This window comes from Vreelandella andesensis, from assembly GCF_003989795.1.
GTDB lineage: Bacteria > Pseudomonadota > Gammaproteobacteria > Pseudomonadales > Halomonadaceae > Vreelandella > Vreelandella andesensis.
The window spans coordinates 126,205-150,499 of record NZ_RZHG01000003.1 but is presented as its reverse complement, the minus strand read 5'-3'; the positions used below and the strand labels follow the sequence as shown (position 1 = coordinate 150,499).

Genomic DNA, 24,295 nt, shown 5'->3' with positions numbered 1-24,295 from the left:
GGGTGCATATAAAGTATGCTGCTATTTTACGCTATGAAGGCGGTTCATGGCTTTAGCCCAATCGCCAGAGAGTGCGAGTGGTAACGTCGCCAGACACTCATCTAAAGCGCTTTCAATGGCTTCCCGTTCGGCTTTGCCGGGTCGGCCAAGCACATAATTAACGACCTGATGTGCATCTCCGGGGTGGCCGATGCCAATTCTTGCCCGGTGAAACTGTTTCTGGTTACCCAGCGCGCTAATGATGTCTCGCAGGCCGTTATGACCGCCATGGCCACCGCCGTTTTTATAGCGTGCCTGCCCTGGCGGAAGGTCTAGCTCATCATGAGCGACCAATAAATTGTCAGGCGTTAGCTTAAAAAACTGTGCAAGCGCCGCGACGGCAGCGCCGCTACGATTCATAAACGTCGTGGGGTTGAGAAGGTGTAGTTCATGATCGCCAACGCGTACTTTGGCGTATAGGCCCAAAAACTTCTTTTCCGGGCGAAGCTCCGACTGTGCGCTGCGTGCAATCGCATCTACTAGCCAGAAGCCCGCATTATGGCGAGTTGCATCGTATTCTGCACCGGGGTTGCCCAGGCCAATAATGGCCGTTACCTGGCTCATTGTCCCACCTCATAAAAAATTTCTTGAAGAAATTTTCGACGTCACGTCAGACCGCAAAAAAAAATCAAGCGCCGAAGCGCTTGATTTTATCATTCCTGAACCATGCGGGCATGGCCCAGTCGGCGTTGAAAAGCATCAGCTGGCAGCGCCGTGACTAGCGATTACTCAGCGCTGGGCTCTTCTTCGCTCTCGCTTTCGCCTTCGCTGTCTTCGTCGTCACCGCCGCGTACTTTAACTTTCGTGACGCTTAGGATGGCGTTGTCATGCTCTTCACCGTGAGACAAGTCAACAGACGTAACGCCTGCTGGTAACGTCAGGTCAGACAGGTGAAGGGTAGTGCCTAGCTCGACGTTGCTGATATCGACTTCCAGGAAGTCTGGAAGATCTTTCGGCAAGCAGCTGATAGCGACTTCGTTGGCCAGAGTGTGCAGTTCGCCACCTTGGTCTTTAATGCCGACACACGTCTCTTCGCCAACAACGTGCAGCGGCACGTTCATGGTGATTTCGTGGGTGGCATCAACACGCAGGAAGTCAGCGTGGGTTAGTAGCGGCTTGAACGGGTGACGCTGCAGGTCACGAACAACCACTTGCTCTTCAGCGCCGTCAATGACCAGTTTGATTACCGAGGAGAAGAAGGACTCGTCCTCAATCGCTTTGTAGAAAGCGGTTTTTTCTACAGAGATAGATTGAGCGCCTTTTTCACCACCGTAAATAACGGCCGGTACTTGTTGGTTCGCACGACGCAGGCGGCGGCTCGCACCTTTCCCCAGGTCGTTACGAACGCTGGCTTTCAGGATAAAATCAGACATGAAATTTGCCTCTTGGTTTAAGTAAGGAAACGCCGCCGACCGCGACCAGACGACGACGCTTCCAGGGCCCCAATAGGGGGCAACTGCGTCAGGCGATTAATGGAACATCGCGCTAACGGATTCTTCGTTGCTGACTCGGCGAATAGCTTCCGCGATGAGTCCCGCAACGCTCAGCTGGCGAATTTTTCCGCTGCGACGGGCAGTGTCAGAAAGCGGAATGGTGTCGGTCACGACGACCTCGTCCAGCACCGAGTTGGTGATATTGTCGACCGCAGGGCCAGACAAAATCGGGTGTGTTGCATAAGCGACAACGCGTGCAGCGCCATGCTCTTTCAACGCTTCACCGGCTTTGCAAAGCGTGCCAGCGGTATCAATCATGTCATCGACAACCACGCAAGTGCGGCCTTCGATTTCACCGATGATGTGCATCACCTGGGCCTGATTAGCCTGAGGGCGACGTTTGTCGATAATGGCAAGATCAGCGTTTAGCTGTTTGGCGATAGCGCGAGCGCGAACAACGCCGCCCACATCGGGAGACACCACTACGAGATCTTCATAGTTCTGGCGCTCGATGTCGTCTAACAAAATGGGCGAGCCGTAAACGTTATCAACCGGTACGTCGAAGAAACCTTGGATTTGGTCGGCGTGCAGGTCCATCGTCATAACGCGATCAACACCTGCTTTTACCATCATATCAGCGACAACTTTGGCTGAGATGGGAACGCGGGCAGAGCGTACGCGACGATCCTGGCGAGCATAACCAAAGTAAGGAACGACCGCCGTAATTCGGGCAGCTGAGGCGCGACGCAGGGCATCCACCATCAGAATCAGTTCCATCAGGTTATCATTCGTGGGGGCACAGGTGGATTGCAGGATGAACACATCCTTACCACGCACGTTTTCATTGATCTCGACCGCGATTTCGCCGTCGCTAAATTGACCGACCGTGGCATTACCCATACGGCTGTCTAAGCTCTCGGCAATCTTTTGAGCGAGTTCGGGATTGGCATTCCCGGTGAAAACCATCAATTTTGACACGCGCAGCCACCTTTGCAGTGTTGGGGATCAGGGGAGAAAACGCAGATCATCTTGCAATCTAATACGATGACCGGGCGCTTTCAGCGGCCCAGAGCATCTTGTAGGGGAGAGGTGTTGAGTCCGCGCGCTACCCATGAATACCAATGTTGACCTGCCATTTGTGCGACGGCTTGCGCGGCTAGCTGTGAATCAAAAGCCGCAAACAAGCAGGCGCCGGTACCGGTCAACCGACTAGGTGCATGCTGCGTGAGCCAGTTCAATGCTTCCGCAATTGGCGGATAGCGTCTTTTGACGATAGCTTCGCAGTCGTTACGCCACTCGGGCGCTCCCCCCTGCAGTGCGCGCGCCATAGTAATGGGGAGGCTGTCGCGTGTCAATTCTGGGTCTTGGAAGATTGCAGGTGTCGAGACGCTAACGCCTGGATGAATGACCACGAACCAAGGCGTGTCTAGAGTGACAGACGTAAGCTTTTCGCCGACGCCTTCTGCCCAAGCACTATGACCGTGAACAAACACCGGCACATCGGCTCCCAGCGTCAGCCCTAGTTTCGCAAGCGTTGCATTACTCAGCCCTAGCTTCCACAGATGGTTTAACCCGACCAGGGTAGTCGCGGCATTAGAGCTTCCACCGCCAAGGCCGCCTCCCATTGGTAGATTCTTTTCGATGGTGACTGAAACCCCTTGGTGGGTGCCGCTTGCCTGCTGCAGTAATTGAGCAGCCCGCACGATTAAATTGTCGTTGTGGGCGACGCCACTAAGGTCATTAGAAAGAGTAATGGCACTGTCATTGCGCGGCATGAAAGTAAGGTAGTCGCACAAATCGATCAGCTGAAAAAGCGTCTGCAGCTCGTGGTAGCCGTCTTGGCGACGGCCTACGATATGCAGCATACGATTTAGCTTAGCGGGTGCAGGCAGTGTCAACGCTGGAATTGTTGCAGGCATGTGCGCTCTCAACTGGCCTAGGCGTCCTGATTAGTGGATTGCCACTGATTAACCACCAGGGTGATGCGAAGGTCGCCGTAGTTCATCACGAGTCGGCGAGGTAACCACATACCCTCAACTTGCTCCCAGTCACGGTAGTCGATCTCCCAGCCATCTTGCTGTAAATGGTTAGGGAAGCCGAGTTCGTCTGTTTCTAACTGGTAGCTGGCGTGGTCGCCCGGTAGGCCGCGAACCCAGTCGGGCATGGCGCGAACTGGCAATGACCATCCAAGCTGTTCTTCCATTAAGGCTTCTGGTGTTTCTGCTTCAAAGCGACCATCGCTAGTGGTCAGTGAAAAGCGTCCTTCACGGCCTTCCAGCACGCTACGTCCACCGCCAAAGGGGCCGCTGATCAACATGCGAAAATAGTGGGGGTGTTGATTCCAGTCTAGGTTAGCGCTGTTGTTTTCTTGGGGGGTGCGAAGCCCTGCTTTGCCTACAAGTGTCCAGGTATCGAAGGCGTCAACGTCCGCCTGCTGGCGCTCCCATTGCCCGGCTTGGCGTCCGCCATCGTCAACGGGGGCTTGTGTGGCGCAGCCGGCAAGCGCTAATAAAGCAATGCCGGCGATTAGTAAGCGAGTAGAGCGACCGAATATCGAGAAGCGGCTCGCGGGCAGGGAATTGATCAACATAAACTGGCTCCATGTCAGTACTGCGTAAACTATCTTTATATATGGTCTTTATATAAGGTCTTTATATAAGGGTGCCGTATTAGGGTGTGCTTACTGGGGTTAGTTCAGGATGGCGCTTCAGTAAGTCATCGATTTGTGGGTGATAGCTTGCCCGCTGAAGAATTCGCTCGATCAGTTGGCGTGCTTCTTCACTGCGCCCCAAAGCGTTAAGCACTTCGGCTAAATGAGCGGCGATTTCTTGATCGGGCATCTGTGCATAGGCACTTTCTAGCCATGCAAGCGCATCGTTGGGTTTGCCAAGCCGAAAATAAACCCAACCCATACTGTCGAGTATTGCTGGATTACTGGGATCTTTTTCATAGGCACGCTCAATCAAATCTCGCGCTTCTTCTAGACGCCCCTGTAGATTCAGATCTGCAAGTGTGTAGCCCAGCGCATTTAATGCATCAGCATTATCGGGTTCGGTTTGCAGTATCTGGCGCAGGTCGCGTTCCATCGCTTCGATATTGCCCGCTTCCCAAGCACGCATTGCCCTTAAGTACAGCAGGCTGGTGTCATCTGGCGTACGAGTAATTTCTCTATCAAGCAGTGCTGACGCATCTTCTTGCAGATTAAATTCATCAAGTAGCTGTATTTCTAGCATTACCAACTCGCCGAAGTAGGCATCGTGGCGCATTCGTTCGATGCGAAGCATCGCACGAGCATCGAGTAGGCGATCATTTTCAATCAGCATGCGCGCGGCGGCGGCTCGGGCAGGTAGAAATTCGTTGCCGCCTTGTACTTGTCTGTAATACAGCAGCGCGTTATCGACTTCTTCTTGGGATTGAGCAATGGCGCCCAATAAGAAGTAAACAATTTCAGGTGCGCTATCTTGACCTACAAGGGGCTGCAGCAGCCGATACGCTGGTTCGCTATGGCCTTCTTCCAGGTAGAGTTGTGCCAGAGCAATGCGTAATTCTTCGTTACCACCATGGGTGTCTAGCAATGCGTTGGTTTGGGCTTCCGCAGCGGCAATGTTGTTCAGGCGAATTTCAGCCTGGGCCAGCATTAATATAAAACGAACATCATCCGGCGCTAAGTCTAGCCCCTGTTGAGCGGCTCGCTGAGCACCACGATGATCGCCTGTTTCTGATGCTAGCCGAGCCTTAGCAAGCCACAACGCGGCAGAGTCGGGTGAACGCTGAGTGACTTGATCAAGATGCTGTTGCGCTTGACGCGTTTGCCCCAGCGCTGACTCGATCAGTGCGGCGCCAAGTAACACATCGCTATAGAATTCATTTTGTTGGGCGCTAGGCTGGGCAAGATAATCGCGCAGTGGCTGAATCAGCAGGTTCAATGGTGCCTCTTCGGCCACCGCTGCTTCGGAAAAAGCGGCTATTTCACCATTGCCTCCTGCTTGAGCGATCGCTAGGCGCTGCTCTAGGCTATCTAGCCAATCTCCCCGTTGTAACGAAAGTGTTGCCAACAGCCTATTCGGAAGCTCTGCCTGAGGCGCTAATTCACGCCAGCGAATCGCTGACGCTTCCATTAATGCAGCATCATTGCCAAAGCGCGCTGCAAAGGTGGCACGCTCGGCCAATGCCGGATTGCTGTAGCGTCTAGCGGCGTCCAAGTAGCCTTGGCTAGCGTAGCGATAATCGCCCCGTTGCCCTGCGAGTTCTGCGGCTAATAGTGAGCGAAGGCCCTCGGCATCCAGCCCGCGGGTAATCGGCGGCGCTGATTGCATGGGGTCGTGAGCACTATGCTGAACCCCATTCTCTTGGGAAGGGGAAAACTGGCAGCCGCTCAATAATAGCGTGGCGGCCAAGGGCAGTAGGGGGAAACCCAGTAACGATAGGGGGTGACCCAGTAGTGTCGCGCGAAGGGGCATGCGTCTCTCGATCAGGTGGCCGAATGCTCAGCATAGCGGCTTGGCTGCCTGCGGCAAAGTGGTGTGCGCCAGAACATGCTGTGCTGTGATAGAATATTTCACCTTGAAAACGAGGTGGGTGGTGCAATCTATAGTATCTATTCATGGTATCTACTCATGGTAGTTACTCATAGCATTTGCTCATAGTATTTGCTCATAGTCCTTAGTCATAGCATTACTCATTGCATCTACCCACTCTTTTAGACTTGCTTTGGCAAGCTTCAGACATTCAGATCGACAAATGACGTGACGACCGATCCACTAGCGAAGACGCATAACGCATGACGCTTCTTGCCCTGGGAATAAATCATCGTACTGCCAGCGTGGCCGTACGTGAGCAGGTTGCATTTACGCCAACGCAGCTGGAAAGCGCGTTGACGGAACTGCGTAACCTGCCACAAATCAGCGAAGCGGCTGTGCTTTCGACGTGTAACCGTACCGAGCTTTACTGCGTGACGGATGCCGCCGGTGAGCACGCCGTGCTGGATTGGCTTGGGCGCTTTCATAATTTGCGCGTCGAAGACCTTTCCCGCTGCGCCTATCATTATCTTGACAACGATGCTGCGCGTCATTTGATGCGTGTCGCCGTTGGCCTGGATTCTATGGTGCTGGGCGAACCACAGATACTCGGTCAGTTGAAAGATGCTTATCAGCAGGCTCGCCAAGCTAATGGCCTAGGTGGCGAATTGGAGCGTTTATTCCAACACACTTTCGCAGTAGCCAAGCAGGTGCGCACTGAAACCGGCATTGGCAAAAATCCTGTGTCGGTGGCTTACGCTGCTGTCAGCATGGCGAGCCGTATTTTTGATGATTTTAGCCGCGCCAGAGCCCTCTTGATCGGGGCAGGAGAAACCATTGAACTGGTCGCGCGTCATCTTCATGAAGCCGGGGTGCGGCATCTAACGGTAGCCAATCGTACCCGTGAACGTGCCGAACAAGTGTCTGCTCCGCTGGGTGGTTCTGCTATTACGCTGTCAGAGATACCGGAGGCGTTAGAGCAAGCTGATATCGTCATATCCTCAACTGCTTCGCCGCTACCTATTCTAGGGAAGGGCATGGTAGAGCGTGCGCTGAAAAAGCGCCGCCACCGTCCTGTGTTTATGGTGGATATTGCGGTACCCCGTGATATTGAGCCAGAAGTAGGTGAACTTGCAGATGTCTTTCTTTATACCGTCGATGACTTACAAGAGGTCATCGAAGAGAATCGCCGTCACCGTCAAGTCGCCGCTGATCAAGCTGAATCACTCATTGAGCACGGAGTGGGCAGCTGGCAGCATGAACGCCGAATCCGTAATGGTGGTGAACTCATTCGCGACTATCGCCTTCATGGAGAGGCCATTCGTGACCACTCTCGTGAACAAGCCCTTGAGCGGTTAGCAAAAGGCGAAGATCCTGCCAAGATAATTGAACGATTAGCCCACCAACTGGCAAATCGTTTAATGCACCAGCCCACGCTTGCCTTGCGCGACGCTGCCTCCCAAGAAAATAACGAATTGCTGAATGCCGCGCCCAATATACTATTGCCTGCTAAGCCTGCCTTTGAGCAACCAATGGCCGCGGTAAAACGCCAGAAGGATGATACACCCGCATGAAAGAGACATTGCGCCAACGCCTAGATAGCTTTGCCGACCGCTTTGAAGAGCTGGCAATGCTACTGTCTGATCCTGAGGTGATTAATAACCAGCAGCGCTTTCGCGACTATTCTCGTGAATACGCTGAATTAGAAGCGCTGGTCGCCGCCTGGCAGCGTTACGGTGAAGTGGAAAAAAGCATCGAAGAAGCCGTGCAGTTAAGCCGCGACAGCGACCCTGATATGCGCGAACTGGCGGAAATGGAAATCAGTGATGGGCACGAGCAGCTCGAAGCGCTAGATAGTGAGCTGAAACGCCTGCTGGTTCCTAAAGACCCGGATGATGGCCGCAGCGTGTTCTTGGAAGTACGTGCTGGCACGGGTGGGGATGAGGCCGCTATTTTCGCTGGCGATCTGTTTCGTATGTACTCACGTTATGCCGAAAAACGTGGCTGGCGCGTTGAAGTTGTCAGTGCAAGTCACGGTGAGCAGGGTGGCTACAAAGAGGTTATTTCTCGGGTGAAAGGCGACGGTGTTTACGCGCGTCTGAAGTTTGAATCTGGCGCCCACCGCGTACAGCGGGTGCCAGCGACGGAATCGCAAGGTCGGATACATACGTCTGCTTGTACGGTGGCGGTCATGCCCGAAGTGGACGACGTTGGTGATATCGATATTAATCCTTCGGACTTACGCGTTGATACTTACCGTTCAAGCGGTGCGGGCGGTCAGCACGTCAACACCACAGATTCTGCTATCCGTATTACTCACTTGCCTACCGGCGTGGTGGTGGAGTGTCAGGAAGAGCGTAGTCAGCACAAAAACCGTGCAAAGGCGATGTCGCTGCTAGCAGCCAAACTAAAACGCAATGCGGTTGATTCACAGCGTCAAGAGCAGGCGGATGCTCGCCGCTCCTTGGTGGGCTCGGGAGATCGTAGCGAGCGCATTCGTACTTACAATTTTCCCCAAGGCCGGATTACCGACCACCGTATTAACCTAACACTTTATAAATTAACCGAAGTTATTACGGGTGAGCAGCTTGATGATGTTATTGAACCGCTGATCCACGAATACCAAGCAGAACAGCTTTCGGCCCTTCAGGACGCTTAATGAGCCTTGATGTTCCGACTTTCGATGTGCTTTTACGGCGAGCGACGACGCGACTGCAAGCGGTAGGTTCGCCTTCCCCTAGGATTGATGCAGAGATACTTCTCAGTTACGCAACAGGCCACGACCGGACGTGGCTATATACGTGGGGAGACCGTGAGTGCCCTTCCTGGGAGCAGGCGAGATTCGATGCGTTGGTGGCCGCACGTGCCCAGGGAATGCCCGTTGCTTATTTGACCGGTGAGCGGGAATTCTGGGGTCTGCGGCTTGCGACATCGCCAGAAACGCTGATACCACGACCTGATACAGAAACTTTGGTAGAGGCTGTGCTGGTGCGCGCCCAGGCGGCAGTGGGAAGGTTGCTAGATCTCGGTACCGGCACTGGCGCTATTGCCCTTGCCTTTGCCAGTGAAAAACCTAATTGGCAGGTAATAGGGGCAGATATTCGTCCAGCAGCGGTGGCACTTGCAACGCGTAACGCGCAAGCGCTGAAGATAACTAATACTCAGTTCGTGGTGAGCGATTGGTTTAGTGCCTTAGGTCAGTCTTCCCAAGCGACGACATTCGATATTATTGTTAGTAATCCGCCCTACATTGCTGCCGATGACCCGCATTTACGCCTTGGAGATGTGCGTTTTGAACCATTATCAGCGTTGGTGGCCGATGCTGACGGCATGGCTGATTTACTGCATCTGATCTTCACTGCGCGTGCTCATCTTTCTCAAGACGGCTTGCTTGCCCTGGAGCACGGTTATACGCAAGCAGGCAACGTGCGTACTGCATTAGCACGTGCTGGCTTCCAAAACGTTGAAAGTGTGCAAGACGTTGGAGGTCATGAACGGGTTACCCTGGGTTACCTTTAATGACCGCCTGATTCATCAGTATTGGATCCTGCCATGAAACCAAAAAATAGAACGCTGGACCGGATCGACCTTAAAATTTTGCGCTGCTTGCAGGAAAATGCGCGAATTTCCTATGTTGACCTTGCCGCTGAAGTCGGCTTATCCACCACCCCTTGTTTAGAGCGTGTTAAACGCCTTGAACGTGCGGGCATCATTCGCGGCTATCAAGCCATCATTGACCCGCAAGCGCTAAAAGCCAACCTATTGGTGTTTGTGGAGATCAGCTTGGAAACGCAGTCGCCTGCTGTGTTCGATGAGTTTCGTCGGGCGGTAGAGCAACTACCGCAAATCCAAGAGTGTCACTTGGTGTCCGGTCAGTTCGATTACATTTTGAAATGCCGCATTCCTGAAATGTCAGCTTACCGACAGCTACTAGGTGATGTTGTACTGACGCTGCCTGGAGTGAAAGAGTCTAAAAGCTATGTGGTTATGGAAGAAGTGAAAGAGAGTTTCAGCTTACACATACCCGATTTCGAGGAATTTGAGGATAAGTAACCTAATGATGGATGATCAGGCGCTGCTGCGCTACAGCCGCCAAATTATGCTACCCGAGGTTGATATTGAGGGGCAGGAGCGTCTGAGAAGTTCTCATGCTCTGATTATTGGGGCTGGTGGGCTTGGTTCCCCCGTAGCGCTTTACTTAGCTGCCGCTGGCGTGGGCACTATTACCATTGTTGATGCCGACACAGTAGAGTTGTCAAATTTGCAGCGCCAGATTGCTCACCAGCAGGCAAGTATCGGCTCCAATAAGGCGTGTTCAGCGAAAGCGAGCATGCAAGCGCTTAACCCTGAGTGTCATGTTGTTGCTTTGGAGCAGCACGCTGCTGGCGAGGCTCTTGAGGCATTGGCGGCGTCGGTAGATGTCGTGTTGGATTGCACCGATCGTTTTTCGAGCCGCTATGCGATTAATGCCGCTGCTCATCAGGCCCGCGTGCCGCTTGTCTCTGGGGCGGCAATCCGCTTCTCTGGGCAGTTAGCCGTCTTTGACCCTCGCGATCCAGCATGCCCTTGCTATGCGTGTTTGTATCCTCCTGGTGATAGCCAAGATGAAACGTTGAGTTGTGCCGAAAGCGGCGTAATGGCGCCACTGGTTGGCTTGATCGGCTGCTTTCAAGCAATAGAAGCTTTTAAGTTGTTAAGCGGGGCAGGAAAGCCGCACCAAGGACTTTCTACCTTTGAAGGATTAAGCGGGCAATGGCGTCACTTTCAGGTGCCGCGTGACCCAGCTTGCTCAGTGTGTGGTTGCTCCGGTTAACACGACGATAAAAAAACGCCCGCTAGGCAGCGGGCGTGACGTCACGGTCTTTACGTCAAAAGAAACAGCCTAAAGAACAGCAGGGGATCCGCCCAGCAGGCTAGTTAATACCGAATCAAATTAGTGGCGAATCAAATAGTCAAATGCACCGAGTGATGCTTTTGCGCCTTCGCCCATGGCGATGATGATCTGTTTGTAGGGCACCGTCGTGACGTCGCCTGCGGCAAATACGCCGGGCACCGATGTCATACCGTGAGCATCGACGATAATTTCACCACGAGGCGACATCTCGATTGGCGACCCTTTTAACCATTCGGTATTAGGCATAAGACCAATTTGAACAAAGATACCTTCTAGCGAGATGGTTTTAAGCTCATCGGTGTTGCGATCTTTGTAAGTTAAGCCGTTAACGCGGCTGCCGTCGCCCGTCACTTCCGTGGTTTGGGCGTTTAGAATAATGTCGACGTTGGGCAGGCTCTTAAGCTTTTTCTGCAGCACTGCGTCTGCACGCATTTCACCCATAAACTCGATTAGGGTGACGTGGCCGACAATGCCAGCTAAATCGATAGCCGCCTCAACGCCAGAGTTGCCACCGCCAATCACAGCCACGTTTTTCCCTTTAAATAGCGGGCCGTCGCAGTGGGGGCAGTAGGCAACGCCTTTATTACGATACTGTTGCTCGCCAGGCACATTCATTTCGCGCCAGCGTGCACCTGTCGCTAGTACCAGCGTTTTGCTTTTCAGCTTAGCGCCGGACTCAAACATTATTTCGTGTAAATTACCTTCGTTTTCGGCCGCTTTAAACGATGTGGCGCGCTGAAGGTTCATGACGTCAACCTCATACTCTTTGACGTGCTCTTCTAAAGCACTCACCAGTTTGGGGCCTTCGGTATGACTGACTGAAATAAAGTTTTCGATGCCCATGGTGTCTGCCACCTGACCACCAAAGCGTTCTGCCGCAACGCCTGTGTTGATGCCTTTACGGGCAGAGTAGATTGCCGCTGATGCGCCCGCTGGGCCACCACCTATCACTAGCGTGTCAAAGGCGGCTTTTTTGCTAAGTTTCTTGGCTTCGCGTTCAGCAGCGCCAGTATCCACCTTCGTTATAATCTGCTCTAGGGTCATGCGCCCCTGGTCAAACGGTTTGCCATTTAAATAGATGCTGGGAACTGACATGATTTCCCGAGCTTCAACTTCGCCTTGGAACAGTGCACCATCGATCGCAACGTGGCGAACGTTTGGATTGAAGATCGCCATCAAGTTGAGCGCTTGAACAACATCTGGGCAGTTCTGACACGAAAGTGAATAATACGTCTCAAAGAGCATTTCGCCGTCGAGTGCTTTGATTTGATTTAGCAGCTCCTCAGACGTTTTTGGTGGATGCCCACCCACGTGCAGCAACGCCAGAACCAACGAAGTGAATTCGTGGCCCATAGGAATGCCTGCAAATACTACACCGGTTTCTTCACCGGGGCGGTTAATGGCAAATGACGGCGTGCGATTATCCTGGCCATCAGTTTGCAGCGTAATCTTGTCGCTCAGGCTGCTGATGTCTTCCAGCAGGCCTAACAGTTCTTGTGACTTTGCACCGTCATCGAGGGACGCAACGATCTCGAACGGTTGAGTCACTTTTTCTAAATAAGCTTTCAACTGATTTTTTAAATTGGCGTCCAGCATGACAGTGGCTTCCTCGCAGTCAGCAGTAATGAGTTCTCGACCTAAAACACTCGCAGCCTTCGGCATAACGCGGCAATAGAAAGCGCAGTAGGGAGAGCAATGGTTGCGTTACGGGTACTTAAGTGAGAACACCCGGGGAAACCCCGGGTGTCGTGCTGCCTAAACCTAAGGGGCAACCTTAAACCGACAGTCTTAAATCGACAGTCTTAAGTCGACAGTAGTAGGCCGTTTAGATTTTGCCTACGAGATCCAGAGACGGAGCAAGAGTTTCTTCGCCTTCCTTCCATTTAGCTGGGCATACTTCGTTCGGGTTTTCACGAACGTACTGGGCGGCTTTCACTTTGCGCAGTAGCTCTTCGGCATTGCGGCCAATGTTGCCAGCGTTGATTTCAACGATCTGAATCTTACCGTCAGGATCAATAACGAAAGTGCCGCGCTCTGCAAGGCCTGCTTCTTCAATCAACACATCGAAGTTACGAGAGATTCGTAAAGTCGGGTCTGCAATCATTGGGTACTGCAGTTTGCCGATGGTTTCAGAGCTGTCATGCCACGCTTTGTGGGTAAAGTGGGTGTCAGTGGAAACGCTGTAGATTTCAACACCTAGTTTTTTAAACTCAGCGTAGTTGTCAGCCAAGTCGCCAAGTTCTGTCGGGCAAACAAAGGTGAAATCAGCGGGGTAAAAGAAGAAAACAGACCACTTATCTTTTAAGTCTGCTTCCGTTACGTCGATAAATTCGCCGTTCAGGTAAGCAGTCGCATTGAACGGTTTTACTTCTGTATTGATCAAGGACATTTATAGCGTCTCCAAAATAAATGAATGGTAGTGGGAAAACATGCAGCTGATACTAACCGACTACGACTAATAGCTAAAATTGTAATAATGCATCTGTTCAATAGTTTTAAGCTATGGGTGTGTGTTTTTGATCGCTGACTAGCCTACGGGTGGGGTTGCGGTCAGCAGAATACAAGAATTTTTCACATGGACTTGCGATAGACGTCGCTGCAACGCAAAATTCGCTCGTCTGACATAGCAGCCGCAGTTGTTGCTGATATTTTGGCGTAAGCTAGTCGACTGAATGACCTAGCCGTTAATGGATAACTTTTTTGATATCGGTTTATAAGGAGTAGTGAGATGGGGAATATTCACAAACTTTCAGTGGCCGTTACGGCCCTTTCTTTGGCCGTAGCGGCTGCAAGTGCCCAAGCGAATGAAGTGCGAGTTTACAATTGGTCCGATTATATCGCCCCTGAAACGCTTGAAAAGTTCACCGAGCGCACCGGTATTGAAGTGATCTATGATGTTTACGACAGCAATGAAATTTTAGATGCTGCGCTTTTGTCTGGTCGTTCTGGCTACGACGTCGTGGTTCCTTCTACCCATTACTTTACGCGACAGTTAAAAGCAGGTGTTTATCAGCCACTGAATCATGAGTTGCTGCCCAATCTGGGTAATCTCGATGCTGAGTTGATGAGTAATTTAGAAGGCATCGATAAAGGCAGTGAATACTCTGTGCCTTATATGTGGGGCACCAACGGGCTTGGCTACAATGTTGACCGTGTTACCGAAATTTTAGGCGATGACGCACCTGTTGATAGCTGGGCACTGTTATTTGATCCAGAAATTACCACTAAGCTTAGCGAAGCAGGCTGTGGGTTAGCCATGCTGGACTCTGGCGATGAAATGCTTTCTCCCGCTATGGCGTACCTTGGCTTGAGCCCGCTGAGTGAAAACATTGAAGACCTTGAGGCGGGTGGTGAGCTAATTGCAAACATTCGCGACAACATGACGTACTTCCATTCGTCGCGTTACGTTTCCGACTTAGCCAATGGCGATATTTGTGTGGCAGCAGGTTATTCTGGTGATATTTTCCAGGCGGCTGATCGTGCCGAAGAAGCTGGTCGTGATTTCACCATTGGCTACAGCATTCCTAAAGAAGGTGCTGCGCTGTGGTTTGATATGATGGCGGTGCCTGCCGATGCTCCTAACACTGAAAACGCTCACGCATTTATTAATTTTATTTTAGAGCCTGAAATTGCGGCCGAAATTAGTGAATACGTGCGTTATGCCAATCCCAATGCAGCCGCAGCTGAATACCTATCTGACGAGCTATTAAATGATCCCGCTGTCTATCCTGAAACTGATGTCATGCAAAATCTTTACGTTGCAGTAGAGAAACCCCAAGACGTTCAGCGTGCGCGTACGCGTATTTGGAATCGCGTTAAATCAGGCCGTTAATTTAGTCATCGTTTAACAGCGAACCGAGCAACTGCTTGGCTCGCTGTTACTTTCTTAACGCCCGGTTTCCGGGCCTTTTGATGGGAGTGGCGAATGGTCACTACGCCCCTGTCGAACGAGCCGTCATCCTCTCCTGCGGTTATTCCCCCCGCCGCTCAGCGCGCTCAGGGAAAAGCACCAAGGTTTGCTGAAGATATTGTGCTCGAGGTAAAGCGCTTAAGTAAGCGCTTCGACGATGCGATTGCAGTCGATGATGTTAATTTGCAGGTAAAACGCGGTGAAATTTTCGCGTTGCTGGGTGGGTCGGGATCAGGTAAGTCGACGTTACTACGAATGCTGGCAGGTCTTGAAACGCCCAGTGAAGGGCGGATTCTGCTTGGCGGTGAAAATATCACTGCGATGCCGCCGCATAAACGTCAAATCAATATGATGTTTCAATCTTACGCGTTATTTCCGCACATGACGGTAGCGCAAAACATCGCCTTTGGACTTAAGCAGGACAAGCTGACAAAGGCCGACGTCGACGCCCGTGTTGCACAAATGCTCAAACTCGTTCATATGGAGCGCTTTGCTAAGCGTAAGCCGCATCAGCTTTCCGGTGGGCAACGTCAACGGGTTGCTCTTGCACGTTCGCTGGCTAAGCGCCCCAAACTGCTGTTGCTGGATGAGCCAATGGGGGCGCTGGATAAAAAGCTGCGAACCGAAATGCAGCTCGAGGTTGTTGAGATCATTGAGCAGGTAGGTGTTACCTGCATCATGGTTACCCACGATCAAGAAGAAGCCATGACCATGGCTGACCGGGTGGCGATTATGGCCGACGGTTGGATCGAGCAGGTCGGCTCGCCGGTCGATATTTACGAAAGTCCGGCCAGCCGAATGGTGGCGGAGTTTGTGGGCACAGTAAACCTGTTCGAAGGTGAAATCGTCGAAGACGCTGCGGATCACTGCCGCATTGCAGCACCCGCATTATCTCGGCCGATCTATATTGATCATGGCATTACCACCCAGGCAGTAGATCGCCGGGTGTGGGCTGCGCTTCGCCCTGAAAAAATCTGGCTAACCCGACAGCAGCCATCAGGGGAGTACAACTGGGAAGCAGGCAAGGTTGATGATATCGCTTACTTGGGCGGTTACTCGCTTTATTACGTGCGTACAGCCTCTGGGCAACTGATCAAAGTAAGTATGGCCAATACTGAGCGGCGTGGTGATCGCCCAACCTGGGAGGATAGCGTGTATGTCTATTGGGAAAACCATAGTGCTATCGTACTGAATCGCTAATGCCCCAGTGGCTGACAGGAGATCGCCTATCATGATGTCATCCCGTATTGCAGGCGTTATAAAGCGGCTGCAGTTAGGCCGTCGTGCGGTTATCGCGCTGCCGCTTTTATGGCTTACGCTGTTCTTTTTGTTGCCGTTTGCGCTGGTCCTAAAGATTAGTCTTTCGGAGGCAGCGATTGCTATACCGCCCTATGGGCCGCTGGTTGAGTATGCTGACCAAACGCTCAATATTTTTTTGAATATGGGCAACTATCTGTTTTTGTTGTCGGACTCTCTCTATATAGCGGCTTACTGGGGCTCGATTAAAACTGCCTTTGTAGCAACGGCTATATGCTTGTTGATTGGCTACCCGATGGCCTACGCAATGGCCCGTGCTCCTGGGCGCTGGCAGCTAATTCTGCTGCTGTTAGTGATGCTGCCGTCGTGGACGTCGTTTTTGATTCGCGTCTATGCCTGGATGGGGATTTTAAGTAATAGCGGCTTAATCAATAATTTTTTGCTGGGGTTAGGACTAATCGATTCTCCGCTACGCATGATGAACACTCAGTTCGCTGTCATTATCGGCATTGTGTACGCCTACTTGCCATTTATGGTGCTGCCGCTTTACGCCCACTTAACGCGGTTGGATAACTCATTGCTAGAAGCGGCGTCTGATTTAGGCTCGCGTAAGCTTAATACCTTTATCAAGGTCACGCTGCCGCTCTCTATGGGCGGAATTATCGCAGGTTCTATGCTGGTGTTTATTCCCGCGGTGGGGGAGTTCGTTATTCCTGAGCTGCTGGGGGGGCCCAATACGCTAATGATTGGTAAAGTACTGTGGGAAGAGTTCTTCTTGAACCGCGATTGGCCCGTTGCCTCGGCGTTAGCCATGGTGATGCTGTTGCTGCTGCTAATTCCCATCGTGTGGTTCCATCGTTACCAGTCACGGGAGCTTGAATAATGCTGAGACTGCGTCGACGCCCAAATTTTACTTCCGTGATGCTGGTGCTGGGCTTGTTGTTTCTTTATTTGCCGATGGTAGTGTTGGTGGTTTACTCCTTCAATTCCTCGCGGCTAGTGACGGTATGGGCGGGATTTTCCACGCAATGGTATGGCGAACTATTTCGTGATCAACAGATTCTTTCCGCAGTATGGACGAGTCTGAAAATTGCCTTTTTAGCGGCCAGTATGGCGGTATGCCTGGGTACAGTGGCAGCCTTTGTAATGACGCGATATGGCCACTTTAGGGGTAAAACAGCACTGTCGAGCATGGTCACCGCGCCGCTCGTAATGCCGGAAGTCATTACGGGGCTGTCGTTATTACTGTTGTTCGTGCAGATGGCGCAACTGATCGGCTGGCCGGCTGACCGTGGTATGGCGACTATCTGGATCGCTCACACGACGTTTTGTAGTGCATATGTTGCGGTGGTGGTGGCAGCCCGTTTGCGTGAAATTGATCGTTCTATCGAAGAAGCTGCCATGGACTTAGGCTCGCCGCCGGTGAAGACCTTCTTTTTTATTACACTGCCGGTTATTTCGCCTGCATTAGCCGCAGGGTGGTTGCTGGCATTTACCCTGTCACTAGATGATTTAGTTATTGCCAGCTTTGTTTCAGGCCCTGGTGCGAACACGCTGCCCATGGTGGTGTTTTCGTCGGTACGCATGGGGGTGTCACCTAAGATTAATGCGCTGGCAACACTAATTATATTGACAGTATCACTAGCAACGCTTTTGGCGTGGTACTTCATGCGCCGTGGTGAAGCAAAGCGAAAAGCGCTGATACGAAAAGCTGAGAACGCATAGCGGCAGGGTACTAAAGCACATCGTCGTCTCGACCGGTAAGCACTGCTTCTAGTTCACCGGTCATTAGCGAGACAATGATATGTAATTGAATCGGTGCGCAGCATTGGTGGCAATCTTCCCAAGTATCGTGGCTACCTTGAGAGGTGTCGATCAGAAATGTAAGTGGTGTATCGCAGTAGGGGCAGTAAAAGTCATGATTGACTAGCGCGTCATCCTGCATAGCTATTTCCCCTTAATGTGATTGCTAGCGTTTTTTCATTGCAAAGTATTTGAAATGAAACGTTCTGGAAATGAAACGCCCTGGTGATAACAACTCTGTAGTGAATAGTGTAGCAGTGGGCCTGTCCAATAGGACATACGAGCGATGATTCAGGTAGGATAATAACCTATTACTAAAGCCACCTAGAGATGAGTACGACGATGATACGACACATGGCAGTAGCGGCCTTGTTGGCCTTCCCGATGGTTGCTCAGGCAGAAACTCCTAATGTCACGCCTGGCGAATGGGAGTTTGTCAGCGTGACCAGCATGAGTGGCGATATGCAAATTCCGGATCAAACGGAGACTGAGCGTCAGTGCATTACCCAAGAAGAGTTGGATAGTTCTGAATTTGGCTTTATTGAAGAGGAAGAGGGCTGCGAGCTGCTTAACCAGGATATGAGTGCCGATGGTCTTTCCTACAGCATGGTATGCCGAGCAGAGGGTGGCGAAGCGACGATCGACGGTGAAATGCGTTTTATGGGTCAGCAGATTGAAGGCAACGTGGGTATATTTACTCAGTCGCCAATGGGTGAGCTGACCATGAATACAGCGATTGAAGGTGAGCGTATTGGTAGCTGCGGCTGAGTCGTCAGCTGGCGCATCTTCATGACCTAAAAAAGGCGCCATGTGGCGCCTTTTGCCGTTAATGCCTTCCTTAGCGTTCGGGAATCTTTAACGGCGTATGGTGAGCGGTCGGGGCGTTGGCTATTTCTTCTTCTAGCTGGCGCTTGACGGCCCCTGGCGAACCTGAATAACGTGCAAGCAGGTCATAGGCCACGGGCACGACAAACAGGGTAAACACGGTCGCAGAGCCGACGCCCGCCATAATAACGGTGCCAATGACCAGTCGTGATTCCGCGCCCGGGCCGCTTGACAATATTAGCGGTATTGCGCCCGCCATCGTGGTAACGGCGGTCATTAAAATCGGCCTCAGGCGGGTTACTGACGCCTCCACCAAAGCAGAGCGAAATTTTTGTCCTTCGTCGCGCAGCTGGTTGGCAAACTCAACAATTAATATGCCGTTTTTAGCTGCTAAGCCAATTAACAGTACTAAGCCTACTTGGCTATATATGTTGAGTGACTGTCCACTTAGCAGCAGCGCAAGCAGTGCACCGCTCATGGCTAGCGGGACAGTCAGCATGATAACAAAGGGGTGAATTAAGCTCTCAAACTGAGCGGCGAGTACCAGATAAACCACCACGGCCCCCAGCACTAATAAGAACATAGTCGCGCCGCTGGCCTGCTGAAAATCGCGAGAAGGCCCCGCAAGGTTCGTTTGTACTTTTTCAGGCAGGACGCTATCGGAGGCTTGTTGCAGGTATTCCAGCGCTTCGCCAAGGGGGTAACCATCGGCTAGGTTCGCCTCAATAGTGATCGCGCGAACCCGATCAAAGCGGTTCAACGTGCTGGCACCAGCAAAGTCGGAAAGCGTTACCAAGCTTGCCAGTGGAATCAACTCTCCAGAGCGTGCCGAGCGCACCTGAATATTATTCAGCGAACGAGGGCTGTTTTGACCACTGCGATCACCTTCAAGGATGACATCGTACTCCTCACCATCATCCACATAACGAGTCACGTTGCGGCCACCCAACAGTACTTCTAACGTTCGGCCTATCTCAGCGACAGTAACGCCTAGCGCAGCAGCGCGTTCATAGTTGATATCAACGCGAAGTTGGGGCTGTGTCTCGTCGTAATTACTTTCGATAGCGGTAATACGGGGGTTATTTTCACGAACGTGAGTAACCAGAGTATCCCGCCAACGGGCTAAATCCTCGTAAGTACCGCCCCCGAGTACGAATTGCACAGGCTTTTGCGTGCGTTGTCCAAAGCCTTGTCGCATAACAGGAAAGGCTTGAACACCCGGTAGCGTGCGTAGTTGCTGACGAACCTCGGCCATGATTTCCCAGGCGCTGCGCCGGCTACCCCAGTCAGCCATATTGACGATAATAAAGCCGCTGTTGAAATTTTCGATATTACCGAAACCGCGCGGTGCACGAACCACAATACGTTCAAGCTCACCACTTTCTACGAAAGGCGTTAGTCTGGCCTCTATCTCGTCCATATAATCCATCATGTAGTCAAACGTTGCGCCTTCAGGGCCGTTGACAAGGACAATGAAATTGCCGCGATCTTCTTGCGGGGTGTATTCATTAGGCAGCACGCTTGCCAGCCAAGCAGTGGCCGCTATTAATAAGAAAAACAGGGCGACGACCAGCCATTTAAGCGTAAGCACGAATTCTAACGCGCGCTGGTAACGACGTTGAGTGCCACTCAGTAACCACTGTACGCCTCGACCGATTCGACTATCGTGCATGCCTGGCTTAAGAATTTTAGAAGCCATCATTGGGGTGAGGGTGAGGGCGAGTAGCGTCGAGATAATAACCGCCGCTACCATGGTAAGCGCGAACTCAGAAAATAGCCGGCCAATGTCGCCTTGCAGCATGCTGAGAGGGACAAAAACCGCTGCTAGAACTAGCGTGGTGGCAATCACCGCGAAAGCGATTTGCCGTGTTCCGCGAAATGCCGCGACTAATGGCGTTTCCCCATAGTCGTGCATACGCCGATTAATATTTTCAAGCACCACAATTGCGTCATCAACAATTAGCCCAATCGCTAGCACTAACGCCAACAGCGTGAGTAGGTTAATCGAAAAGTTCATGGCGGCCAGGGCGGTAAACGCCCCAATGACGGCAATGGGAACTGTCACAGCAGGTACCAGGGTTGTGCGCAGATTTCCTAAAAACATGAACATCACTACGACGACCAATCCCATGGCGATAAACAGCGTTATCACTACTTGTTCGATGGCACCAGAAACAAACACGGAAGCATCGAAATTAAGGCTGAGAGACATACCCTCAGGCAAGGTGCCCTGAAGCCGTTCAAGCTCCTGCTGAACGGCTTCTGAAAGTTCCACTACGTTCGCCGTTGACTGCATGATCATGCCCAGACCCACCATAGGAACTCCATTGGCACGAAACACCGAGCGGTCTTCGACCGAACCTATCTCGACTCGAGCCACATCGCCTAGGCGAACTAGATAGCCATCAGCACCCTCAATTAAAGCAATCTGTTGAAAATCATCAGCGGTTGCAAAGCTGCGCGGTAAACGAACGATGAACTGGCGGTCCTTCGACTCAATTGAGCCTGCGGGCAGCTCAACGTTTTCAGCGCGTAGTGCCTCTTCGATATCGCCGACGGTCAGTCCTCGTGCTGCGAGTGCGTTACGGTCCAGCCAAACCCGCATCGCATAATCACTGCCGCCGCCTACACGCACCCTTGCAACGCCGGGCTGAACCGACAGGCTGTCAACCAGAAAGCGGTTGGCATAATCGGTCAGTTCAGTAATGGAGTAATCCGCACCGGAGAGACTTAGCCACATCACAACAGTCTCACTACTGTCGGCTTTGGTGACCTCAGGATTGTCGGCATCATCTGGAAGATTGCGCAGCGCACCAGAGATACGATCGCGGATGTCGTTAGCGGCAGCGTTGATATCCATGGTGATAGCGAACTCGATTTCAATTCGCGAACGACCATCCTCGCTTTGCGAGGTAATCAACTCAATCCCTTCTACTCCAGCGATACGGTCTTCCAGCACTTGGGTAATGCGTGTTTCTACAACGCTTGCAGATGCGCCTGGGTAACGGGTATCGATACTAACGATGGGTGGGTCAACCGTGGGATATTCTTGTAATGGCAAGCGGTTCAGTGCCAGCAAACCAAATGCGATAATCAGTGCTGCAATCACCATCGCCAGCACCGGACGCTGAACCGAAATGTCTGATAAGCGCATTAGCGATCCGCCTCTAGCAGCGAGCGAATACCTGTTTCTTCATCAGCGATGCCTAGCAACCTGACTTGCTGGCCATCTCGAGCGAGCTGTAAGCCGTGAATCACGATGAGGTCGCCTGCACTGATACCGTCCAGCACCTCTACTTCACCGCTTCGCCGTTCACCAATGACAACTTCTCGCCGTTCTAAGCGCGGGGTCCCATCCTGCTGGTCAATCAACATCACAAAGTGGCGGTTACCACTGGGTTCGATAGCTGCTTCAGGAAGTACCAGGGTGTTGCGAATTCGCTGTTGGACCACGACCTCCATTAACATACCAGGTCGCAGACGAAGCCCTGGGTTTACCATGTCAGCGCGAACGCTAACACTACGGGTGATAGGATCAATGCGGGTTCCGATGCTGGAAATTTCACCACTAAAGACCTCATCTGGGAACGCCGCCGTCTTAGCGCTGAGCTTGAGACCCGCGGATAGACGCCCCAAAAATACGTCAGGTACTGTAAAATCGAGCTTCATGACATCGAGCTTATCAAGGGTGACTAGCGCCATACCTGGCGTCACCAATGTTCCGATACTGACGTTACGAAAGCCGACACGCCCGCTGAAAGGGGCATGCAAACGATAATTTGATAGCCTAGCCTCTAATGCCTGTGCGTCGGCTTGTGACTGGCGTAAACGAGCCTGAGAATCTTCTACGTCAGCACGGGGGGCTAGATTGCGCTGTTGCAGCTGGGTTGCCCGGCCTAATGCGTTACGACGTTCATCACTGAGAGCTTGAGCAGCCCTTAGCTGAGCCTGCTCTTCAGCATCTTCTAGGCGAATTAGAAGCCTTCCGCGTTCTACTTGTTCACCATCTTCAAAGTTAATCTCGGCAATCGTGTCAGTTACCGTGGCTGAGAGCGTTACGCTCTCATCAGCACTCAGTGTGCCTAACGCTTCAAGTGGATCAGACCAGGTTGTTATAGCAGCGTAGTGCCCAATAACAGAGGGCGTAGACTGTGCCAACAAAGGGGTGGTCCATATCTGGCTAAACAACCAAAAGAAGAAGATGCGTTTACAAACAAGCATGTGTGTCTCAGTGTTATTAACTATGTCGAGTAGTACCACTGAGGAGCCGCCGCTTTAGAGAGCGAAAGTGCAAGCAGTGGTAAATTGTTAAATAGATATACATAATCTGTACATTTGATTCTAAATGTACAGTAATTTTAAGCTATTTACCTGTTAAAATGCTGTCCCCTTTATGCTTGGAGCTCATACTTTATGGTCTATGACGTCGTCGTCATTGGTGCAGGTGCCGCGGGTTTAATGTGTGCGGCTCAAGCGGGTTATGCAGGGCGTCGTGTACTGGTAGTGGACCATGCCAACAAGGCAGGCAAGAAGATATTGATGTCTGGAGGTGGACGTTGCAACTTTACCAACCTTGGTACTACCTCTCAGCATTTTTACTCAGAAAATCCCTATTTTTGTATTTCAGCGCTAAAGCGTTATCGACCTGAGCATTTTGTCTCATTGGTAGAGCGTCATGGTGTTGAATATGTAGAAAAAGCCCCTGGTCAGCTGTTTTGTGCGAATTCTGCTAAAGAAATTGTTAGTGTCTTGTTGACTGAATGCGAGTGGGCGGGGGTTGAGGTGGCGCTTAGCACGTCAATCTCTAAGGTCGAGCGAGTGGGAGATAGCATGCGCTTAGCCACGTCGATGGGAAACATTGACGCTGGCACGGTAGTGGTGGCTACGGGCGGCTTGTCGATACCCACAATGGGGGCAACAGGGTTTGGTTACGATATTGCCCGTCAGTTTGGGTTAGACGTTCTACCTACCCGCCCGGGATTAGTGCCGTTCACATTAAGTGATAGTTGGAAAGAGCGCGCAGCAGCGCTTTCTGGTGTCAGTGTGCCCTGTGTGGTTAGCTGCAAAGAGCGACGCTTTATCGAGCCAATGCTATTTACACACCGAGGTCTGTCTGGCCCATCAATGCTGCAAATTTCCAGCGTTTGGCAACCGGGCGATGCTCTCAACATTAATTTACTACCCGGTGAACATGCCGCTGATACTTTGCGTCATGCGCGTCAAACGACACCTAAACGTCAGTTGTCTACTTGGTTGGGAGAGCGTTTTCCAAAGCGTTTTGCCAATGCGCTGCTGGAGTGGTATCCGGATAACACTCTTGCCAGCCCCATTGCAGAGTACAGCAATGATGCGCTTGATATTTGGGCACAGCGGCTAAACCAATGGCAGTTAAAGCCGTCAGGGACAGAAGGGTGGCGTACCGCTGAAGTAACGATGGGCGGGATAAGTACGGAATCGATCTCATCGAAAACGTTTGAAGTAAAAGACTTACCACAGCTAAGGTTTATCGGGGAAGTGTTAGATGTCACGGGTGAGCTGGGGGGGTATAACTTTCAGTGGGCTTGGGCAAGTGGTGTTGCCTGTGGACAGGCGTGCTAGTAAAGAAAACCGAGCCGTG

General features: G+C 51.9%; 22 protein-coding genes. 11 read left to right on the top strand and 11 right to left on the bottom strand.

What is annotated here, in order from left to right; all coding sequences use genetic code 11:
• Nucleotides 1-21: 21 nt before the first annotated feature.
• From pth to ELY33_RS01970, 6 genes are all read right to left on the bottom strand, one after another.
• Nucleotides 22-603: an aminoacyl-tRNA hydrolase gene (gene pth, locus ELY33_RS01995; protein WP_126943145.1), complete on the bottom strand. Its 582-nt coding sequence runs from the start codon at nucleotides 601-603 to the stop codon at nucleotides 22-24.
• A 161-nt stretch (nucleotides 604-764) separates the two neighbouring features.
• Entirely contained in the window at nucleotides 765-1,412 is a 648-nt protein-coding gene (locus ELY33_RS01990; RefSeq protein WP_126943142.1) for a 50S ribosomal protein L25/general stress protein Ctc, read from the bottom strand.
• A gap of 96 nt (nucleotides 1,413-1,508) precedes the next feature.
• Complete coding sequence (locus tag ELY33_RS01985) at nucleotides 1,509-2,450, bottom strand: ribose-phosphate pyrophosphokinase (RefSeq protein WP_208644183.1); 942 nt, start codon at nucleotides 2,448-2,450, stop codon at nucleotides 1,509-1,511.
• 80 nt (nucleotides 2,451-2,530) lie between these two features.
• Nucleotides 2,531-3,391: a 4-(cytidine 5'-diphospho)-2-C-methyl-D-erythritol kinase gene (gene ispE / locus ELY33_RS01980; RefSeq protein WP_126943139.1), complete on the bottom strand. Its 861-nt coding sequence runs from the start codon at nucleotides 3,389-3,391 to the stop codon at nucleotides 2,531-2,533.
• A gap of 17 nt (nucleotides 3,392-3,408) precedes the next feature.
• Nucleotides 3,409-4,062 carry a lipoprotein insertase outer membrane protein LolB gene (lolB, locus tag ELY33_RS01975; RefSeq protein WP_126943136.1) on the bottom strand — a complete coding sequence of 218 codons (654 nt, stop codon included), beginning with the start codon at nucleotides 4,060-4,062 and terminating at the stop codon, nucleotides 3,409-3,411.
• 79 nt (nucleotides 4,063-4,141) lie between these two features.
• Nucleotides 4,142-5,932: a tetratricopeptide repeat protein gene (locus tag ELY33_RS01970; RefSeq protein ID WP_244208543.1), complete on the bottom strand. Its 1,791-nt coding sequence runs from the start codon at nucleotides 5,930-5,932 to the stop codon at nucleotides 4,142-4,144.
• 320 nt (nucleotides 5,933-6,252) lie between these two features.
• Here ELY33_RS01970 and hemA point away from each other — a divergent pair, with 320 nt between their 5' ends.
• The 5 genes from hemA to ELY33_RS01945 are packed head-to-tail and all read left to right on the top strand — an operon-like array spanning nucleotide 6,253 to nucleotide 10,802.
• Nucleotides 6,253-7,563, top strand: coding sequence for a glutamyl-tRNA reductase (hemA, locus tag ELY33_RS01965; protein WP_126943133.1), 1,311 nt, complete (start codon nucleotides 6,253-6,255; stop codon nucleotides 7,561-7,563).
• Nucleotides 7,560-8,648 carry a peptide chain release factor 1 gene (prfA, locus tag ELY33_RS01960; protein WP_126943130.1) on the top strand — a complete coding sequence of 363 codons (1,089 nt, stop codon included), beginning with the start codon at nucleotides 7,560-7,562 and terminating at the stop codon, nucleotides 8,646-8,648. The genes hemA and prfA overlap by 4 nt, the downstream gene beginning before the upstream one ends.
• Nucleotides 8,648-9,508: a peptide chain release factor N(5)-glutamine methyltransferase gene (prmC, locus tag ELY33_RS01955; protein ID WP_126943127.1), complete on the top strand. Its 861-nt coding sequence runs from the start codon at nucleotides 8,648-8,650 to the stop codon at nucleotides 9,506-9,508. The genes prfA and prmC overlap by 1 nt, the downstream gene beginning before the upstream one ends.
• Nucleotides 9,509-9,541: 33 nt before the next feature.
• Nucleotides 9,542-10,042 carry a winged helix-turn-helix transcriptional regulator gene (locus tag ELY33_RS01950; protein ID WP_126943124.1) on the top strand — a complete coding sequence of 167 codons (501 nt, stop codon included), beginning with the start codon at nucleotides 9,542-9,544 and terminating at the stop codon, nucleotides 10,040-10,042.
• Nucleotides 10,043-10,046: 4 nt separating this feature from the next.
• The gene (locus ELY33_RS01945; RefSeq protein ID WP_126943121.1) at nucleotides 10,047-10,802 is read left to right on the top strand and encodes a HesA/MoeB/ThiF family protein; all 756 of its coding nucleotides are present in this window, start codon (nucleotides 10,047-10,049) and stop codon (nucleotides 10,800-10,802) included.
• A 120-nt stretch (nucleotides 10,803-10,922) separates the two neighbouring features.
• On the opposite strand, the gene ahpF is transcribed toward ELY33_RS01945, so the two are convergent.
• Entirely contained in the window at nucleotides 10,923-12,479 is a 1,557-nt protein-coding gene (ahpF, locus tag ELY33_RS01940) for an alkyl hydroperoxide reductase subunit F (RefSeq protein ID WP_126943118.1), read from the bottom strand.
• Nucleotides 12,480-12,708: 229 nt separating this feature from the next.
• Complete coding sequence (ahpC, locus tag ELY33_RS01935) at nucleotides 12,709-13,266, bottom strand: alkyl hydroperoxide reductase subunit C (RefSeq protein ID WP_479694250.1); 558 nt, start codon at nucleotides 13,264-13,266, stop codon at nucleotides 12,709-12,711.
• A 345-nt stretch (nucleotides 13,267-13,611) separates the two neighbouring features.
• Here ahpC and ELY33_RS01930 point away from each other — a divergent pair, with 345 nt between their 5' ends.
• The 4 genes from ELY33_RS01930 (at nucleotide 13,612) to ELY33_RS01915 (ending at nucleotide 17,775) form a co-directional block, all read left to right on the top strand.
• On the top strand, nucleotides 13,612-14,715 hold the full coding sequence (locus tag ELY33_RS01930; protein WP_126943112.1) for a polyamine ABC transporter substrate-binding protein: 1,104 nt from the start codon (nucleotides 13,612-13,614) through the stop codon (nucleotides 14,713-14,715).
• 93 nt (nucleotides 14,716-14,808) lie between these two features.
• Nucleotides 14,809-15,993 carry an ABC transporter ATP-binding protein gene (locus tag ELY33_RS01925; protein ID WP_126943109.1) on the top strand — a complete coding sequence of 395 codons (1,185 nt, stop codon included), beginning with the start codon at nucleotides 14,809-14,811 and terminating at the stop codon, nucleotides 15,991-15,993.
• Between the two features lie 31 nt (nucleotides 15,994-16,024).
• Entirely contained in the window at nucleotides 16,025-16,933 is a 909-nt protein-coding gene (locus tag ELY33_RS01920; protein ID WP_126943106.1) for an ABC transporter permease subunit, read from the top strand.
• Entirely contained in the window at nucleotides 16,933-17,775 is an 843-nt protein-coding gene (locus ELY33_RS01915; RefSeq protein ID WP_126943102.1) for an ABC transporter permease subunit, read from the top strand. Before ELY33_RS01920 ends, ELY33_RS01915 begins: the two co-directional genes overlap by 1 nt.
• Nucleotides 17,776-17,785: 10 nt before the next feature.
• Here ELY33_RS01915 and ELY33_RS01910 read toward each other — a convergent pair whose 3' ends face one another.
• Entirely contained in the window at nucleotides 17,786-17,995 is a 210-nt protein-coding gene (locus tag ELY33_RS01910) for a zinc ribbon domain-containing protein (RefSeq protein WP_126943099.1), read from the bottom strand.
• A 212-nt stretch (nucleotides 17,996-18,207) separates the two neighbouring features.
• On the opposite strand from ELY33_RS01910, the gene ELY33_RS01905 reads away from it, so the two are divergent.
• Nucleotides 18,208-18,621, top strand: coding sequence for a DUF3617 domain-containing protein (locus ELY33_RS01905; RefSeq protein ID WP_126943327.1), 414 nt, complete (start codon nucleotides 18,208-18,210; stop codon nucleotides 18,619-18,621).
• Nucleotides 18,622-18,691: 70 nt separating this feature from the next.
• Here the strand turns inward: ELY33_RS01905 and ELY33_RS01900 are convergent, their stop codons facing one another.
• On the bottom strand, nucleotides 18,692-21,832 hold the full coding sequence (locus tag ELY33_RS01900) for an efflux RND transporter permease subunit (RefSeq protein ID WP_126943096.1): 3,141 nt from the start codon (nucleotides 21,830-21,832) through the stop codon (nucleotides 18,692-18,694).
• Nucleotides 21,832-22,899 carry an efflux RND transporter periplasmic adaptor subunit gene (locus tag ELY33_RS01895; RefSeq protein WP_126943093.1) on the bottom strand — a complete coding sequence of 356 codons (1,068 nt, stop codon included), beginning with the start codon at nucleotides 22,897-22,899 and terminating at the stop codon, nucleotides 21,832-21,834. The genes ELY33_RS01900 and ELY33_RS01895 overlap by 1 nt, the downstream gene beginning before the upstream one ends.
• A 192-nt stretch (nucleotides 22,900-23,091) precedes the next feature.
• Between ELY33_RS01895 and ELY33_RS01890 the strand changes: the two genes are divergently transcribed.
• The gene (locus ELY33_RS01890) at nucleotides 23,092-24,276 is read left to right on the top strand and encodes a BaiN/RdsA family NAD(P)/FAD-dependent oxidoreductase (protein ID WP_126943090.1); all 1,185 of its coding nucleotides are present in this window, start codon (nucleotides 23,092-23,094) and stop codon (nucleotides 24,274-24,276) included.
• Nucleotides 24,277-24,295: the final 19 nt, after the last annotated feature.